Raw genomic sequence first — 13872 nt, forward strand, 5'->3', positions numbered from 1 at the left:
GAAAGCAGATTCCTTGCCAACCTTCCGACTCAGCGTCGGTGTTTTTGGCACGCAAGCTGCTCGATGCGGTTTATGAAAGGAACGAGTACGGAACGAACGGAAGGGCAGCGGCCCGACGGAGAACCGGGAGCGAGCCAGGGAGCCGCTTCGGCGGTCTCCTTGACGCAAGAGGCGGCGGAAAAGATCAGAAACCTGCTCGAGGAAGATGGTCGGACGGATCTCAAGCTCCGCGTTTATGTCACCGGCGGAGGCTGTTCCGGGTTCCAATACAATTTTGCCTTCGATGAAAAAGTCGAAGAGGACGATTTGACCTTCGAAACCGAAAAGGTGGCCGTGGTGGTCGATGCGCGGAGCCTCTCGTTCTTGGCGGGCGCGCAAATCGGCTATGAAGAGGATCTGGGGGGCGCACGCTTCGTGGTGGTCAATCCCAATGCCGCTTCCACGTGTAGCTGCGGTTCCTCCTTTTCGACCTGCAGCAAATCGGAAGAGTAGGAAGGCGGGAGAGCATGGCGATTGAACTGACGGAAGCCGCAGCCGACCGGCTCAGATCCTTTCTCCAAGGCGGGCCCGAGGATGCCGCTTTCCGTGTCGGGTTGACCCGGTCCGGATGCGCCGGATGGAGTTATCTACTGGAAAAGGCGGAGACCATTTCTCCGCAGGATCGGCTTTTCGAGTGCCGGGGAATCCGGCTCGTCGTTGATGCGGAAAGCCTGCCCCTCCTCGACGGGCTACTCCTGGATTACGTCCGTAAGCCGTTCGCGGAGGGTTTTGCGTTCCATAATCCCAAGGCGAAGAGCGAGTGCGGGTGCGGGCAGAGCTTCAGCGCCTGATGCCGGCGCATTTCCCTGCGTTCCCGGCGGTGCCTGCTTTTTTTCGGTCGTCCACTGCCGCCGGCGTTTCTTTTGTCGGAAGCCTGCTGTGCAGAAGCGGACAAAAGCAAACAAGGAGCTGTCGCGGTTCCGACAGCTCCTCTCCTCCATCGTGGTGGGAAGGAAGCAATCCCTCCTATTCTTGAACGGCCGGTGGGAAACGCAACAACTTGGCACGCTCCCTGCTCGATTCCCAATGATGCGAGGCTCTCCGCGCGGGAAAGCGGGGGCCGCCCGCAACAACGAAGAAACCGCCAGAAAGGGAAGAAGCGATGGAAGCTCTGATGGAACCTGGACGAGTGAGCGAGCGGTTTTCGAAACTCAAGGGGCTGGCGATCGCGGTTGCGCCCCATAAGGGATGTGGGTCGTCCGGCGGCAGCGGCAAGTCGAGCTGCGGCTCGAGCGCCGGCTCCGGCGATCTCCCTCCGGACGTTTGGGAGAAGGTCAAGAATCATCCCTGCTACAGCGAGGAAGCGCATCATCACTATGCCCGGATGCACGTGGCGGTGGCTCCCGCCTGCAATATCCAGTGCAACTACTGCAACCGGAAGTACGATTGTGCCAACGAGAGCCGCCCGGGGGTGGTCAGCGAGCGGCTGACTCCGGAGCAGGCGGCCCGGAAGGTTCTCGCGGTGGCTTCCGAGATCCCGCAGATGACGGTCCTCGGGATTGCGGGTCCTGGGGATCCCTTGGCGAATCCGGACAAGACCTTCGGCACGTTCGATCGGGTGTTCAAAGCGGCTCCCGACATCAAGCTCTGCCTCTCCACCAATGGGCTCGCCCTGCCGGATCATGTCGCCCGGATCAAGGATTTCAAAGTCGATCACGTGACGATCACGATCAACATGATCGATCCGGAGGTCGGGGCCCGGATCTACCCTTGGGTCTTCTTCCGCCACAAGCGGTATACGGGAAAGGATGCGGCGAAGCTCCTTTCCGAGCGGCAGCTCGAAGGCCTGGAGATGCTGACCCAAGCGGGAATTCTCTGCAAGGTCAACTCGGTGATGATCCCCGGAATCAACGACGACCATCTGGTCGAAGTGAACAAAGCGGTGAAGAGCCGGGGGGCTTTCCTTCACAACATCATGCCCCTGATTTCCGCGCCCGAGCATGGGACGGTCTTTGGGCTTTCCGGGCAGCGCGGTCCGACGGCGCAGGAGCTGAAGGCGCTCCAGGACAAGTGCGAGGGAGAGATGAACATGATGCGCCACTGTCGGCAGTGCCGAGCCGATGCGGTCGGCCTGCTGGGGGAGGACCGGGGCGCCGAGTTCACCACCGAGCGGATCGAGTCGATGGAGGTTCAGTACGATGCCGGGAAGCGCCAAGCCTATCGCGACTCGGTGGAGGTGGAGCGCTCAGCCAGGAGGGCGGCTCGGGAGCAGGAGCTCCTGACTCTGGCCGGAGAGAACAGCAATCGGAAGATTCTCCTGGCGGTCGCCACGAAAGGCGGGGGCAAGGTGAACGAACACTTCGGCCATGCCAAAGAGTTCCAGATCTATGAGATGAGCACGGCGGGCGCCAAGTTCGTCGGACATCGGCGCGTCGATCTCTACTGCCAAGGGGGCTACGGAGAAGAGGATGCTCTCGCAGGGGTCATTCGCGCGATCAACGACTGCGTGGCGGTGCTGGTTGCCAAGATCGGTGCTTGCCCCAAGGAGGAGCTTCGGAAGGCGGGGATCGAACCGATCGACCAGTATGCCTATGGCTACATCGAAACGTCGGCAATCTCCTACTACCGCGGCTACCTCGAGAGACTCAAGTCCGGAGCCGTTGCGGACGTCGAGCGCGGAGACGCGGTGATTCGCCAAGGGGCTTTTGTGGAGGTGGGCGCGCCTGCGGGTCAGGCGGCGTAAGCAAAAAAGCGAAAGGAAAGGAGCGGGAGAAATCGATGCCATACAAGATCGTGGCTTCGCAGTGCACGGGTTGCTCGGCCTGCGAGCCGGAGTGTCCGAACAAGGCGATATCGGAAAAGGACGGGATCTTCCTGATCGATCCCAAAAAGTGCACGGAGTGCATCGGTTTCTTCGATGAGCCGCAATGCGTGGCCGTCTGCCCGGTGGACAAAACCTGCATCGTGGACAAGAGCTTCCCTCGGTACCAGAAATGAAGATTACCCTCACCCCCAGAGCCGAGGCCTTTATTCAGAAAATGATCCGGATGGGTGGAGGCGGAAGTCCCGGAGCGGGGATGCGCTTGACTGCTTCCCCCGGCGGCTGTTCCGGACTGGCGACGGAATTCACCATCGAGCCGGGGCCTCGGACAGGCGATGCGATTTGGGAAGGAAAGGGCTGCCGGATCTTCGTCCCGCCGGAAAGTCAGCCCTTGCTCCAAGAGGCGATTCTCCATTTTGTCGAGAACCCGATGGAGACGCGGCTCATCGTCCTCTCCGGCCCCTCGGGTAACTGTGCCTGTTCTCAGGAAGCAGCCTCGGCAGCCGCAGGCACAGCCAGCAAAGGCGGGTAGGAAGAAAGCATCCATGGGAGCGGAGGAAGCGGTTGCCGACTGTGGCGACGAGCGGCTCGCGGAAGCGCACTGGGAGCCGCTTTCGAGCCGAAGCGAAGCGTTGCTCCGGGCGGCGGGTCTCTCCTTTTGCGCCCGCTCCCGGGCCGAAGCTCTTCTGCGCGAAGCCACCCAGGCCGAACCGCATCACATCGCCGTTCTGATCGCCAACTACCGCTATACCTTCTATGCGGGCAAGCTTGCGGAAGCGAGGGACTGGGCCTTGGCTTGCCTGTCGGCCGTGGCCGAGAAGGCGGGCTTTCCCAAGCGATGGACTCTGGTTTGTCCTCCCGACAGGGCGGAACGGTCCCGCGAGGATCCGCTCTTCCGCCTCTATCTCTTTGCCTTGAAGGCCTACGGCTATTTGGAAATCCGCCTGGGAGAGCGGGAAACGGGTCTCGCCGCCTTGCGTAAGCTGGAGGAGCTCGACCCCGAGGGGCTGCTGCGGGGAAAGGATCTACGGCGGATCGTCGAGCAGGGACAGACGGAGGAAGAGGACTAGCCCTACGGAGGAAGCGATGGGAATGGACGACGAAGTCGAGCTGGAGGGACCACCGGCCTTCACTTATGGACAGAAAGTGATGTCGCGGAAACACATCCGAAATGACGGCACTTTTCCAGGCAAGGAAATCGGCGAGATCTTGATCAAAAAGGGCGAGATGGGGATGGTGACGAGCATCGGCACCTTTCTGCAGCGTTTTTATATCTACGGCGTCGACTTCTACGAGCGCGGCTATGTGGTCGGGATGAAGGGGAAGGAGCTCGATCCGGTGCCGGAAGAGAGCCCCGGACGAACCGAGGCTGAGGCAAGTCATGGATGAGGCCGACCGGATCTACCTCGATCACAACGCCACCACGCCTTTGCGGCCGGAAGCTCTCGCCGCGATGGTTCCCTATCTTCGAGAGCAGCATGGGAATCCCTCCAGCCCCGGCTTCAGCGGCAGGCTCGCCAAGGAAGCGGTCGTGCGGGCGCGGAGCGAGGTGGCCGGCCTGATCGGCGCCCAGGCGTCGGAGATCCTCTTTACCAGCGGCTCCACGGAGTCGATTCACCAGGCGATCCTGGGGGCGCTCGAGCTTTCGCCCGATCGGCCGCGGGTGGTGTCGACGGCAGTCGAGCACCCGAGCACCGCCCTGCTTTTGGAGCGGTTGGAAGGCCGCGGAGTGGAAGTCGTTCGCCTCCCCGTCGATCGCCAGGGCCTGCTCGACTTGAGAGAGCTCCAGAGTGCGCTCGAGAAGCCGGCGGCGCTGCTTTCTCTGGTCTGGGTCAATAACGAGACCGGGGTGGTCAGCCCGGTGGAACGGGCCGTCGGCCTGGCGAAGGAGAAGGGGATCCTCTGCCATTTGGATGCGGCGCAGGCGGTCGGAAAGATCCCGGTGAATGCCCAGAAGCTCCCCTTCGACCTGCTCTCTTTCTCGGCTCATAAGCTCGGCGGACCCAAGGGGATCGGAGTCCTCTTCGTCCGAAAAGGGGTTCGCATCCCTCCTCTTTTCTGCGGCCATCAGGAGCGGGGCCGGAGAGGGGGGACGGAAAACGTCGCCGCCATCGCGGGATTCGGTGTCGCGGCCCGACTCGCTGCGACCGGGCTCGCGGATCGGAGTGAAGCGGTGGCGCGGCTCCGCGACCGCTGGGAGGAAGGGATCCTCCAAGCGCTTCCCGATGTCGTGACGATCCACGGCAGGCGTAGCCCCCGAGTGGCGAACACCACGAGCATCCAGTTCGCTCGGATCGAGGGCGAAGAGCTCCTCGCCCGGTTGGAGCGGCGCGGCATTGAGGCTTCCTTGGGCTCGGCCTGTTCCAGCGGTGGCGGAGCGCCTTCGCGCATTCTGCTGGCGATGGGGCTTTCGGCGGAGGAGGCGCAGGCTACTCTCCGGTTCAGTCTCGGGGAGGAGACGACGAGCGAGGAGCTCGACCGAGCGGCGCGCGCCATCGCGGAAGAGGCGTCTGCTGTCCTGGGGAGGCAAACAGCGGGAGGAAGAGCAGGATGAAGATCATGATTCGGCGGGCGGTCTCGGGTCTGATGTCCGTTTACGTGGCAAAAAAGGATCTGGAAGAGCCCGTCGTTGCCGTGGAGAAACCGGGATTTTGGGGTGGGACGGTCACCCTGGCCAACGGATGGCGCTTCCAGCTTCCGGAAATGCCCGGCGACACGCCATTCCCGATTACCGTCGAGGCGCGGCGCTTGGCCGAGGGGGCAGGGGAATGAGGGAAGCGTCTTCGTCGGAAGGGCGGGCTTTTGAGATTCCGCTCTCCGATCCCGATCTGACGGAAGAAGAGCTCTTCGCCGTCGATTCCGTGCTCCGCTCTCCGGAGATCGGCGGCGGGGCCTTTGTCGAGCAGTGGGAGAGAGAGTTCGCCGCCTGGGTAGGGCGCAACCATGCGGTGGCGGTCAGCAGCGGGACGATCGGTCTCTGGCTCGCCCTCCGGGCCCTGGGCATCGGGACCGGGGATCGGGTAATCCTTTCGGGCTATTCGTGGCATCAAATCGGGGCGGCGATCGCCCTCTGCGGGGCGGAGCCCGTCTTTACGGAGATCGACTACTGGTCGGGAACGCTCTCGGCGACGCGGGCGGCAGAGGCAAGTGGCGGGGGCGTGCGGGCCATCCTTGCCGGGAATACTCTGGGCCATCCCGCGGCGTGGAAGGAACTCCAGCGGCTGGCGGAGGAGCAGGGGCTCCTCCTGTTGGAGGATTCGACCGAATCCGTGGGCTCTCGATACGGCGATCGGAGGACGGGCGGCTTTGGACGGGTGGCGGTCTTCGATTTTTCACAGCCCGGAGCGCTCGCCAGCGGAGAAGGCGGGATGGTCGTAACCGACGACGAAGAGTTGGCAGCCCAGATTCGGTATGGCCGGAGCCGCTCCCGGGAGGAGCGATTTTCCGGCATCGCGACCATGGTTCCTCCCCTCCACGCGCTGCCCAGCAACCTCACGGCGGCTCTGGGGCTTGTCCAACTCAAGCGGGTCGAGAAGATCTTGGAGCGCCGCCGGGTTGTGGAGGCTTGGTACTTTCAGCAGATGAAATCCTTCGAAGGGATCAAGGATCCCTATGTCGCTCCCGAAGCGACGGAGGTGCACTGGTTTCTCTACCCGGTTCACTTGGGCACGCGTTTCACACGGTCGAGCCGGGACGCGATTCTCGAGGATCTCGTCCAAGCGGGGATCGAGGCATCCGCCTACTGCCAACCGATGCATCTCCATGGTTGTTTCCTGGAGGGCGGCTGGCGGAAGGGCCGTCTGCCGGTAACCGAGAAGGTTGCGGACCGCTCCATCGTTCTCCCTTTTCACGCCCATCTGACCGAAGAGCAGGTCGCCTTCATCGTAAAGACCCTCAAGGATGCCTCGATCAACGTGGGAGCCGGAGCGGCGATCTACTTGTAATACAGAAACAAAAGGGAGGATGCATGAATGAAGAAGTTGTGATCCATGTCCGCTTCGCCAACGACGGAGCGGTGCAGGAGATCGGGGAGAGGCCGCCCGGGCTGACCGCCCAAGCGTGGTTCGGGCGGCTCTGGAAGACAGCGGGAGATAAGTTCCAGGCATTCGCCGGCGGCCGGGGAATTTTCCGATTGTCGCGCGGCGAGATGGAGGAGTTGCAGGACCATGGGAAAGAGTCGGCCTCCGAAGGAGCGGTGGAGAAAGGGGTGGAAGGATGAGCGATCTGCTTGGCGAGATGATCGGGTGCCTGGAGGCGGGCAAGCTCGTCCCCTACTTGGGGCCGGGGATCTGGCGCTTGGAGGAAGGGATCGAAGCCCCGTTTCCGACGGGCGGCGAGAGTCTGTCGGAAAGTCTTGCCCGACGGGTCGCCGTCCCGGGGCGAGTGCGGGGGAATCTCTCCGCCACCGCGCAATACATCGAGAGCAATCGGCATCGAAAGACTCTGCGCAAGCTCCTGCTTGAGACCTTCTCAGTGCCGGTTCCGAAGCTTTCCCTCCACGATCGCCTGGCGACTCTTCCTTATCTCCCGATGATCGTCGACGTCTGGTACGATGGTGCCCTCCGAACGGCATTCGCTTCCCGCTCGGACTGGGGAGAAATCCAGGGGGTGAGCCAAGCGGAGCATCCGGGAGGCTGGACGAAAGCGTTTGGTCCGGATGGGACGGAGGTCCCCCTCGACGAGTCTGCGCGCTGGGCGACCGTGCTCTATAAGCCTTTGGGATCGGTCAGCCCCGCCGGGAATTTTGTGATTTCGGACTCCGATTATGTAGAGGTGTTGACCGAGATCGACATTCAGACCCCGATTCCGCCGGTGGTCCAAGCGCGGCGCCGGGAGAGCCGCTTCCTCTTCATCGGATGCCGGTTTTCGACACAAACCGAGCGCACCTATGCCCGGCAGATCCTGAAACGATCCTCGGATCACCACTGGGCACTTCTCCCGGCGGAGCTCTCTCGGAACGAGGAGCGCTTCTTGCGGGAGCTCCGGATCGAGCGGATCCCGCTCTCCTTGCGTGATCTGTGTGAAGGGCTCTTCCGCCCGTTGGAAGCCGCGGCCGCAGATTTGTCGGAAAGCCGACGAGAATCGTAGCGTTTGGCCAGAAGGGCACATCGGGGCGACTTCCTCTCTATGAGGCTCCTTTGACCGACGCCCCGGTCAAGCGAGGGGGAAGGGACACCAAGGTTGGCACGCGGCCTGCTGCTATTCCTGATAGAGGATTAAAATGATTGATCCCATACTTGCCGCATTAAGCCGCCTTTCGGCGGCGGAGGAATTTCTCGACTATCTCGAGGTTCCTTACGATCCGCAAATCGTTCGCGTCAACCGCCTCCATATTCTCAAGCGCTTTCAGAAGTACCTGCTCTCGTCCGCCGCCCCCAAGGCGCGGGCCGAAAAGGATCTGCACCTCTTCTATCGCGGTCTGCTCGAGCAGGCCTATCAGGATTTCGTGATCTCGACTCCTTTGCAGGAAAAGGTATTCGCCGTTTTTCAGCAACCGGTCGAAAAGAAGAAGCCCGCGGCCGCGACCGTCGCGATCGAAGATCTGCGCGCTTCTCTTCGGAGCGGGTCGATGGGAGGACAGGCGCCCACCGGCAAGAGGAGCGGTCTTCCTTCGGGAGGGAGTTCCTCGTGAGGGGGCCAAATATCGTCGTCTGCGTCAAACAGGTACCGGATAGCGCACAGATCCGGGTTCATCCGGTGACCGGGACGATCATGCGCCAAGGGGTGCCTGCAGTGCTCAATCCCTACGATCTCTTTGCCTTGGAAGAAGCTCTCCAGATCAAAGATCGGCTAGGAGGGCGCATTGTCGCCCTCTGCATGGGGCCGCCGCAGGCGGAAGCGGCGCTACGAAAGGCTCTTTCCCTCGGAGTGGACGATGCCGTGTTGGTCTCCGATCGCGCGTTCGCCGGATCGGATACCCTGGCGACCTCCTTTGCCTTGGCCAGCGCCATTCGGCAGGTGGGCCAAGAGCAGCCGGTCGACCTGGTCTTCACCGGGAAGCAGACGATCGACGGAGACACGGGGCAGGTAGGGCCCGGCGTCGCCAAGCGGCTGGGCATGCAGCTCCTGAGCTATGTCTGCCGGATCCCCATCTTGGACATGGACAGCCAAAGCATCGTCGTTCATCGATGGACGGAAAAGGGGGTGCAGGTGTTGAAGAGTAAGCTGCCCTGCCTGATCACCGTTCTGGAAGGGACGAGCGAAGGCCGTTTTGCCTCTCTGCCGGAAATGATCCGGGCGGCCCGTCAGCCGATTCGGGTCTGGAACAGACAAGCGGCGGGGATTGAAGACTTGTCCAAAATTGGACTGAAAGGCTCCCCGACTGTCGTTGGAAAGGTCTTTGCGCCTTCCCGGCGTGCGGAACGGGCCGAATGCATCGAGTGGGAGCAGGATCAGGCCGAGAAAGCGGTCTCGCTTCTCTGGGAGAAGATCCGGGCGCGTCAGCCGGAGCTGGTCGAAAAGCTCTCCGGCGACAACGGGGGGGAGAACGGACAGGAGAGAGTTTCCGAATGAGCGAATCAGGTGGAAAGCCGGCGGAGAGGAAGGGAGCGGCGCGGAGGAAGGCGGCTTTGGATCCGCGATTGGCGGAATATCGCGGAGTCTGGGTCTTTGTCGAGCGGGATGAACAGGGGGTTCACCCGGTCTCCTGGGAGCTTCTGGGTGCGGCGCGAGCGCTCGCGGATCAACTCGGATCGGAAGTGGGAGCGGTGGTCGCGGGGGGGGCGGAGGAATCGCTCGAGTCCCATTGTCGGGATGCGGTCGCCTACGGCGCGGACCGGGTCTATCAGACCGTCCATCCCGTGTTGGCCGGGTATCGGAACGAACCCTACGCCAAGCTTCTCTGCGAGCTGGTCAAAAAGCATAAGCCGGAAATTCTTCTCCTCGGGGCGACCTCCCTTGGGCGGGATCTGGCGAGCAGCGTCGCTACGACGCTCGAGACCGGTTTGACCGCCGACTGCACGGAGCTCGCGATCGATCGGGAGAGCCGCGCCCTGGCGGCGACGCGACCCACCTTCGGGGGTAACCTTCTCTGCACCATTCTGACCCTGAACTATCGGCCGCAGATGGCGACGGTGCGGCCCCGGGTTCTCCCTCAGCCGAAGAAGGATCACGGGAGAAGCGGGCAGATCCAGAAGGAAGAGATCGATCTCTCCGAAGAGGAGATGGTCACGAAGCTTCTCGAATTTCTTCCGCACGCCGGGGGAGACCGGCTGGACCTCTCGCTTGCCGAAGTGATCGTCGCCGGCGGCAAGGGTCTGCAAAGGGCGGCCAACTTTTCCCTGCTCGAGGAGCTGGCTCGGGCCTTGGGCGGAGAGGTGGGGGCGACCCGGGCGGCTGTCCAGGCGGGATGGGTCGATGTCCAGAGACAGATTGGGCAGACCGGGAAGACGGTGCGGCCCAAGCTCTATATCGCCGCAGGGATCTCCGGGGAGATTCAGCATCGGGTCGGGATGGAGGGCTCGGATCTGATCGTGGCGATCAACACCGACCCCAATGCCCCCATTTTCGAAGTCGCTCATTATGGAATCGTCGGGGACGCGTTGATTCTTCTCCCTCTGCTGACGCGCATGGTGCGCGGGCAGGCCGTTGCGACAAAAACGTCCGGGCTCGAGGTCTGTTCCTCATCATGAACGAACGGTTTGATGCGATCGTCGTCGGTGCGGGTCCCGCCGGGACCGCCACTGCTCTCACCCTGGCCCGAGGAGGATGGAAGGTCCTTCAGATCGAACGGGGGGAATATCCGGGTTCGAAGAACGTGCAGGGGGCGATCCTCTATGCCGATTCGCTACAGAAGCTCATTCCCAATTTCCGGGAAGAAGCGCCGCTCGAGCGGCACCTCGTCGAGCAGCGGGTCTGGGTTCTGGATGATCGGTCCTACATCGGGAGCACGTACCGCTCTCCCGTTTCGAGCGATGCCGAGCCGGATCGCTACACGATCCTGAGGGCGCAATTCGATAAGTGGTTTGCCAAGAAAGCGCAAGAAGAGGGCGTCCTCTTGATTTGCGAAACGACCGTTCTCGATCTGCTCCGGGAGGGGGAGAGGGTGGTCGGAGTTCGCACCGACCGGGAACAGGGAGAGGTCTACGCCGACGTCGTGATCCTGGCGGATGGAGTCAACTCGGTGCTGGCGCGTAAAGCCGGCATTCGACCCGAGCTGAAAGCGGGAGAGGTTGCGCTCGGAGTCAAGGAGCTTCTGTTCTACTCCCAGGAGAGCTTGGAAGATCGTTTCGGGATTCAGGGCGATGAGGGAGTCGCGATCGAGATGGTCGGCAAGATCACGCGAGGAATGGTGGGGACGGCTTTTCTCTATACCAATAAGGAATCCCTCGCCGTCGGAATCGGCTGTCTTCTCTCAGACTTTCGGAAGGAGAAGGTCCCGCCCTACGTGCTGCTTGCCCGCCTCAAGGAGCATCCGGCGCTGCGTCCGCTTTTACGCGACGGAGAGATGAAGGAATACACGGCGCATCTCATCCCGGAAGGAGGCTACAAGGCGATCCCGAAGCTCTCGGGGGACGGCTGGCTCATCGTGGGAGACGCGGGTATGTTCGTGAACTCGGTTCACCGCGAAGGCTCTAACTTGGCGATGGAGACGGGGAGGATCGCCGCGGAGACGGTGATCGAACTCAAGCAAGCCGGAGAACCCTTTACCGAACGCAATTTGCGCCGCTATCGGCAACGGCTCGACCAGAGCTTCGTGATGAAAGACCTGCGAAAGTACCAGCACGTCCATGAGGTGCTGGACCAGAACCGCCATTTTCTCACGACCTATCCGGAGCTCGTCAATCGAGCGGCGGAAACCCTTCTTCGGGTGGACGGAGTCGACAAGCGTGCTAAGGAGAAGGAGGTGACCCGAAGTTTCCGGAAGCACCGTTCCTATCGCGGCCTCTTCTCCGACGCGGTGAAACTGTGGAGGGCATTCCGATGAGCGAGGTGGAAGAAAAACTCTATCAAAACCGGTATCGGCTCGATGCGGGCCGCCCGCACATCCGCATCCGCGACCCGGAGGTCTGCCAGGCCCGGTGCACGGAAAAATCCTGTGCCGCCTGCTGTCCGGCGGGATGCTATACGCTGGGGCCCGAAGGTGCCATTACGCTGCTCACCGACGGCTGCCTCGAGTGCGGAACCTGCCGGATCATCTGCAGCGAGTTCCGCAACGTCGATTGGGAATATCCGCGAGGCGGCTTCGGGATCCTCTTTAAGTTCGGCTGATTGTCTGCCGCTCTTCGGCCCGCGTTCCTCTTCGCTGTTCTCCGGAACGATTCCGCTTGCTCCCCTGCGCAAGCCGTCTCCCAGCCGATACACCCCTCGAGAAGATCGTGTCTCGAGTTGGCACGAGTCGCGCTTTCTCAAGAAAAACTTGACCAGGTCCCCGGACGGGGACACTTGTAGTTAACGTTAAGATAAAGAAAGGGGAGGTTTTGCTATGAAGCTTGGGCGAAAGCGGTTGCAGCGTGGAATGATCTTCATTCTCGGGGTGTTTTCCCTCGTCGGATCTTTGGCAGGATCGAGCCAGGCTCGAGTTCTCGAGTCGACCAACGGGCCGAGGATCACGGTGGGGCCCGCAGGGCATGCCTATACGAAGGAAGAGCTCGCGAAGAAGAACTCCGGCAAGCCGGCGGTGAAGAAGCAGAAGAAGACGACGGCTTCGGAGAAGAGTCAGAAAGAAGCAGCGGGGAAAGAGTAGGGTACAGGATTGCCTCCAGAGGAAAATTCGTTGGTTTTGCGCGCTTCGTCTCCGAAAAGAGGCACCATGCGCATGAAGGGAGAGGGGCAAGGCTCGGACGCAGAGAAAGCGTGGGTTCTTCTGGCCGAACCCGACCAGAAGCTGGCGGCGACAGTCGGAGCGGAGTTGCAGAGTAGTGGGTTGGCTTGGCGTCGGGTTTCAACCAGCGACGAAGCTTTCCTGGAGCTCAATTTCGGCGAATTTGCTGCCGCTCTCTTCGATTCGGAGATGCCCGGACGTCCGGTTCTCGACGTGGTTGAGATGCTCCGCAGGCGCAACCTCTCGACTCCCATCCTGCTCTTCAGCGGGGATGCGGATTCCCGGTCGCGGATCCGGGCTTATGAAAAGGGAGTCGACAATGTCGTGCAGAAGCCGTGCTCGCCATCGGAACTTTCCGCTCATCTCAAGGCGCTGCTGCGCCGAAGGACCGGCACCCTCCCTTGGGTCCGAGCGGTGGAAGACCTGGAAATCGACTTTTCCGGCCGCCGGGTCTTTCGCGGCGGACAAGAGATCGCCCTCACACCCCGTGAGTTCGGTATTCTCGAGTATCTCCTTCGAAATCAAGGGAAGGCCGTGAGCTTCGAAGCGCTGGCCCAGGAAGTCTGGCACCAGCCCGAGCGAGCCAAGACCATCAGCAACGTCGTGCGTGTGCACATGGCCAGCCTGCGGAAGAAAGTCGATCACGGACGTCACGTGAAGCTCCTGCACACGATGCGCGGGTATGGTTTTGTTCTGCGAAGCGACAGTCATTAACGGGCTGGTTCCGGCTTTGCCGGAGTCGGAAGGGCGGGATGGGGAGCGGCGTCCGACAGGCGCTTGGATTCGGTCGGATTCCGGTAGCTCCATGCGACCGCTCCGCGGGTTTCCGCTTCTGCCAGAGCCTCCTCAATCCGGTGATGATGGGGGGATAGCAGACAAGCCGGGTCGGTCGCGCCCGCGTCTTGCGTGAGAAGGAAGGCCTGACAGCGACATCCTCCGAAGTCGAGTTCCCGACGTGGGCAGCTCCGGCAAGGCTCGGGGAGCCAGCTTGTCCCTCGGAACCGGTTAAAGGCTTCGGAATCAAACCAGATGTCCCGGAGGCTCTGTTCCCGCACATTCGGAAAGGAGAGGCTGGTGATCTCCCGGGCGGCCTGGCACGGAAGCACCTGTCCATCCGCTGACACCGTGAGGAAAGCGCGCCCCCAACCGTGGAGGCAGGCCTTCGGATAGTCGGCGTAGTAATCGGGGATGACGAAGAGGAGATCCATTTTGCCTTTCAGCCGCTTTTGGGCGGCGGCCGCGACGTTCGAGGCATGCTCGACTTGCGCTCGCGTCGGCAACAGCCATCGGCGGTTTGCGAGCGCCCAGC

The 13872-nt window shown here is 62.0% G+C and carries 20 protein-coding genes; 19 read left to right on the forward strand and 1 reads right to left on the reverse strand.

The features are described from left to right. Window positions 1–72: 72 nt before the first annotated feature. From erpA to MAMT_RS04600, 19 genes are all read left to right on the forward strand, one after another. Window positions 73–492, forward strand: coding sequence for an iron-sulfur cluster insertion protein ErpA (erpA, locus tag MAMT_RS04510; protein ID WP_142659821.1), 420 nt, complete (start codon window positions 73–75; stop codon window positions 490–492). Window positions 493–506: 14 nt separating this feature from the next. Next, window positions 507–830: a HesB/IscA family protein gene (locus tag MAMT_RS04515; protein WP_142659822.1), complete on the forward strand. Its 324-nt coding sequence runs from the start codon at window positions 507–509 to the stop codon at window positions 828–830. Between the two features lie 323 nt (window positions 831–1153). Continuing rightward, window positions 1154–2722, forward strand: a complete 1569-nt coding sequence (gene nifB, locus MAMT_RS04520; RefSeq protein WP_246186526.1) for a nitrogenase cofactor biosynthesis protein NifB — start codon at window positions 1154–1156, stop codon at window positions 2720–2722. 35 nt (window positions 2723–2757) lie between these two features. Further along, entirely contained in the window at window positions 2758–2976 is a 219-nt protein-coding gene (locus MAMT_RS04525; RefSeq protein ID WP_142659824.1) for a YfhL family 4Fe-4S dicluster ferredoxin, read from the forward strand. Next, window positions 2973–3332, forward strand: coding sequence for a HesB/IscA family protein (locus MAMT_RS04530; protein WP_142659825.1), 360 nt, complete (start codon window positions 2973–2975; stop codon window positions 3330–3332). Before MAMT_RS04525 ends, MAMT_RS04530 begins: the two co-directional genes overlap by 4 nt. Window positions 3333–3345: 13 nt before the next feature. Beyond that, window positions 3346–3870 (forward strand): hypothetical protein, encoded by a 525-nt coding sequence (locus tag MAMT_RS04535; protein WP_142659826.1) that lies wholly within the window; start codon window positions 3346–3348, stop codon window positions 3868–3870. A 16-nt stretch (window positions 3871–3886) separates the two neighbouring features. Then, window positions 3887–4189, forward strand: coding sequence for a nitrogen fixation protein NifZ (locus tag MAMT_RS04540; RefSeq protein WP_018291994.1), 303 nt, complete (start codon window positions 3887–3889; stop codon window positions 4187–4189). Beyond that, a complete protein-coding gene (locus MAMT_RS04545) occupies window positions 4182–5354 on the forward strand; it encodes a cysteine desulfurase family protein (protein WP_142659827.1) in 1173 nt (390 codons plus the stop codon). Before MAMT_RS04540 ends, MAMT_RS04545 begins: the two co-directional genes overlap by 8 nt. Continuing rightward, window positions 5351–5572: a putative nitrogen fixation protein NifT gene (gene nifT, locus MAMT_RS04550; protein ID WP_142659828.1), complete on the forward strand. Its 222-nt coding sequence runs from the start codon at window positions 5351–5353 to the stop codon at window positions 5570–5572. The genes MAMT_RS04545 and nifT overlap by 4 nt, the downstream gene beginning before the upstream one ends. Then, entirely contained in the window at window positions 5569–6744 is a 1176-nt protein-coding gene (locus MAMT_RS04555; protein ID WP_142659829.1) for a DegT/DnrJ/EryC1/StrS family aminotransferase, read from the forward strand. The genes nifT and MAMT_RS04555 overlap by 4 nt, the downstream gene beginning before the upstream one ends. Before the next feature lie 23 nt (window positions 6745–6767). Continuing rightward, entirely contained in the window at window positions 6768–7019 is a 252-nt protein-coding gene (locus tag MAMT_RS04560) for a hypothetical protein (RefSeq protein ID WP_142659830.1), read from the forward strand. Then, window positions 7016–7888 (forward strand): SIR2 family NAD-dependent protein deacylase, encoded by an 873-nt coding sequence (locus MAMT_RS04565; RefSeq protein WP_142659831.1) that lies wholly within the window; start codon window positions 7016–7018, stop codon window positions 7886–7888. The genes MAMT_RS04560 and MAMT_RS04565 overlap by 4 nt, the downstream gene beginning before the upstream one ends. Window positions 7889–8021: 133 nt before the next feature. Beyond that, entirely contained in the window at window positions 8022–8432 is a 411-nt protein-coding gene (gene nifW / locus MAMT_RS04570) for a nitrogenase-stabilizing/protective protein NifW (protein WP_178086914.1), read from the forward strand. After that, on the forward strand, window positions 8429–9313 hold the full coding sequence (locus MAMT_RS04575) for an electron transfer flavoprotein subunit beta/FixA family protein (protein WP_246186525.1): 885 nt from the start codon (window positions 8429–8431) through the stop codon (window positions 9311–9313). The genes nifW and MAMT_RS04575 overlap by 4 nt, the downstream gene beginning before the upstream one ends. Beyond that, window positions 9310–10431: an electron transfer flavoprotein subunit alpha/FixB family protein gene (locus MAMT_RS04580; protein ID WP_142659832.1), complete on the forward strand. Its 1122-nt coding sequence runs from the start codon at window positions 9310–9312 to the stop codon at window positions 10429–10431. The genes MAMT_RS04575 and MAMT_RS04580 overlap by 4 nt, the downstream gene beginning before the upstream one ends. Beyond that, window positions 10428–11726 carry an FAD-dependent oxidoreductase gene (locus MAMT_RS04585; protein ID WP_142659833.1) on the forward strand — a complete coding sequence of 433 codons (1299 nt, stop codon included), beginning with the start codon at window positions 10428–10430 and terminating at the stop codon, window positions 11724–11726. The genes MAMT_RS04580 and MAMT_RS04585 overlap by 4 nt, the downstream gene beginning before the upstream one ends. After that, window positions 11723–12010, forward strand: coding sequence for a ferredoxin family protein (locus MAMT_RS04590; protein WP_142659834.1), 288 nt, complete (start codon window positions 11723–11725; stop codon window positions 12008–12010). Before MAMT_RS04585 ends, MAMT_RS04590 begins: the two co-directional genes overlap by 4 nt. A 214-nt stretch (window positions 12011–12224) precedes the next feature. Further along, complete coding sequence (locus tag MAMT_RS04595; RefSeq protein ID WP_142659835.1) at window positions 12225–12485, forward strand: hypothetical protein; 261 nt, start codon at window positions 12225–12227, stop codon at window positions 12483–12485. Window positions 12486–12551: 66 nt separating this feature from the next. Continuing rightward, a complete protein-coding gene (locus tag MAMT_RS04600) occupies window positions 12552–13277 on the forward strand; it encodes a response regulator transcription factor (RefSeq protein ID WP_142659836.1) in 726 nt (241 codons plus the stop codon). Here the strand turns inward: MAMT_RS04600 and MAMT_RS04605 are convergent. Continuing rightward, window positions 13274–13872, reverse strand: a 599-nt coding sequence (locus tag MAMT_RS04605; protein ID WP_142659837.1) for an SPASM domain-containing protein, incomplete at its 5' end; no start/stop codon positions are given. The two genes, MAMT_RS04600 and MAMT_RS04605, sit on opposite strands and share 4 nt — an antisense overlap.

This window comes from Methylacidimicrobium tartarophylax (assembly GCF_902143375.2).
Taxonomy (GTDB): Bacteria; Verrucomicrobiota; Verrucomicrobiia; order Methylacidiphilales; family Methylacidiphilaceae; genus Methylacidimicrobium; species Methylacidimicrobium tartarophylax.

Coding starts and splice junctions, on each gene's coding strand:
- erpA (WP_142659821.1), top strand. CDS start 73: ATGAAAGGAACGAGTACGGAACGAACGGAAGGGCAGCGGCCCGACGGA.
- MAMT_RS04515 (WP_142659822.1), top strand. CDS start 507: ATGGCGATTGAACTGACGGAAGCCGCAGCCGACCGGCTCAGATCCTTT.
- nifB (WP_246186526.1), top strand. CDS start 1,154: ATGGAACCTGGACGAGTGAGCGAGCGGTTTTCGAAACTCAAGGGGCTG.
- MAMT_RS04525 (WP_142659824.1), top strand. CDS start 2,758: ATGCCATACAAGATCGTGGCTTCGCAGTGCACGGGTTGCTCGGCCTGC.
- MAMT_RS04530 (WP_142659825.1), top strand. CDS start 2,973: ATGAAGATTACCCTCACCCCCAGAGCCGAGGCCTTTATTCAGAAAATG.
- MAMT_RS04535 (WP_142659826.1), top strand. CDS start 3,346: ATGGGAGCGGAGGAAGCGGTTGCCGACTGTGGCGACGAGCGGCTCGCG.
- MAMT_RS04540 (WP_018291994.1), top strand. CDS start 3,887: ATGGGAATGGACGACGAAGTCGAGCTGGAGGGACCACCGGCCTTCACT.
- MAMT_RS04545 (WP_142659827.1), top strand. CDS start 4,182: ATGGATGAGGCCGACCGGATCTACCTCGATCACAACGCCACCACGCCT.
- nifT (WP_142659828.1), top strand. CDS start 5,351: ATGAAGATCATGATTCGGCGGGCGGTCTCGGGTCTGATGTCCGTTTAC.
- MAMT_RS04555 (WP_142659829.1), top strand. CDS start 5,569: ATGAGGGAAGCGTCTTCGTCGGAAGGGCGGGCTTTTGAGATTCCGCTC.
- MAMT_RS04560 (WP_142659830.1), top strand. CDS start 6,768: ATGAATGAAGAAGTTGTGATCCATGTCCGCTTCGCCAACGACGGAGCG.
- MAMT_RS04565 (WP_142659831.1), top strand. CDS start 7,016: ATGAGCGATCTGCTTGGCGAGATGATCGGGTGCCTGGAGGCGGGCAAG.
- nifW (WP_178086914.1), top strand. CDS start 8,022: ATGATTGATCCCATACTTGCCGCATTAAGCCGCCTTTCGGCGGCGGAG.
- MAMT_RS04580 (WP_142659832.1), top strand. CDS start 9,310: ATGAGCGAATCAGGTGGAAAGCCGGCGGAGAGGAAGGGAGCGGCGCGG.
- MAMT_RS04585 (WP_142659833.1), top strand. CDS start 10,428: ATGAACGAACGGTTTGATGCGATCGTCGTCGGTGCGGGTCCCGCCGGG.
- MAMT_RS04590 (WP_142659834.1), top strand. CDS start 11,723: ATGAGCGAGGTGGAAGAAAAACTCTATCAAAACCGGTATCGGCTCGAT.
- MAMT_RS04595 (WP_142659835.1), top strand. CDS start 12,225: ATGAAGCTTGGGCGAAAGCGGTTGCAGCGTGGAATGATCTTCATTCTC.
- MAMT_RS04600 (WP_142659836.1), top strand. CDS start 12,552: ATGCGCATGAAGGGAGAGGGGCAAGGCTCGGACGCAGAGAAAGCGTGG.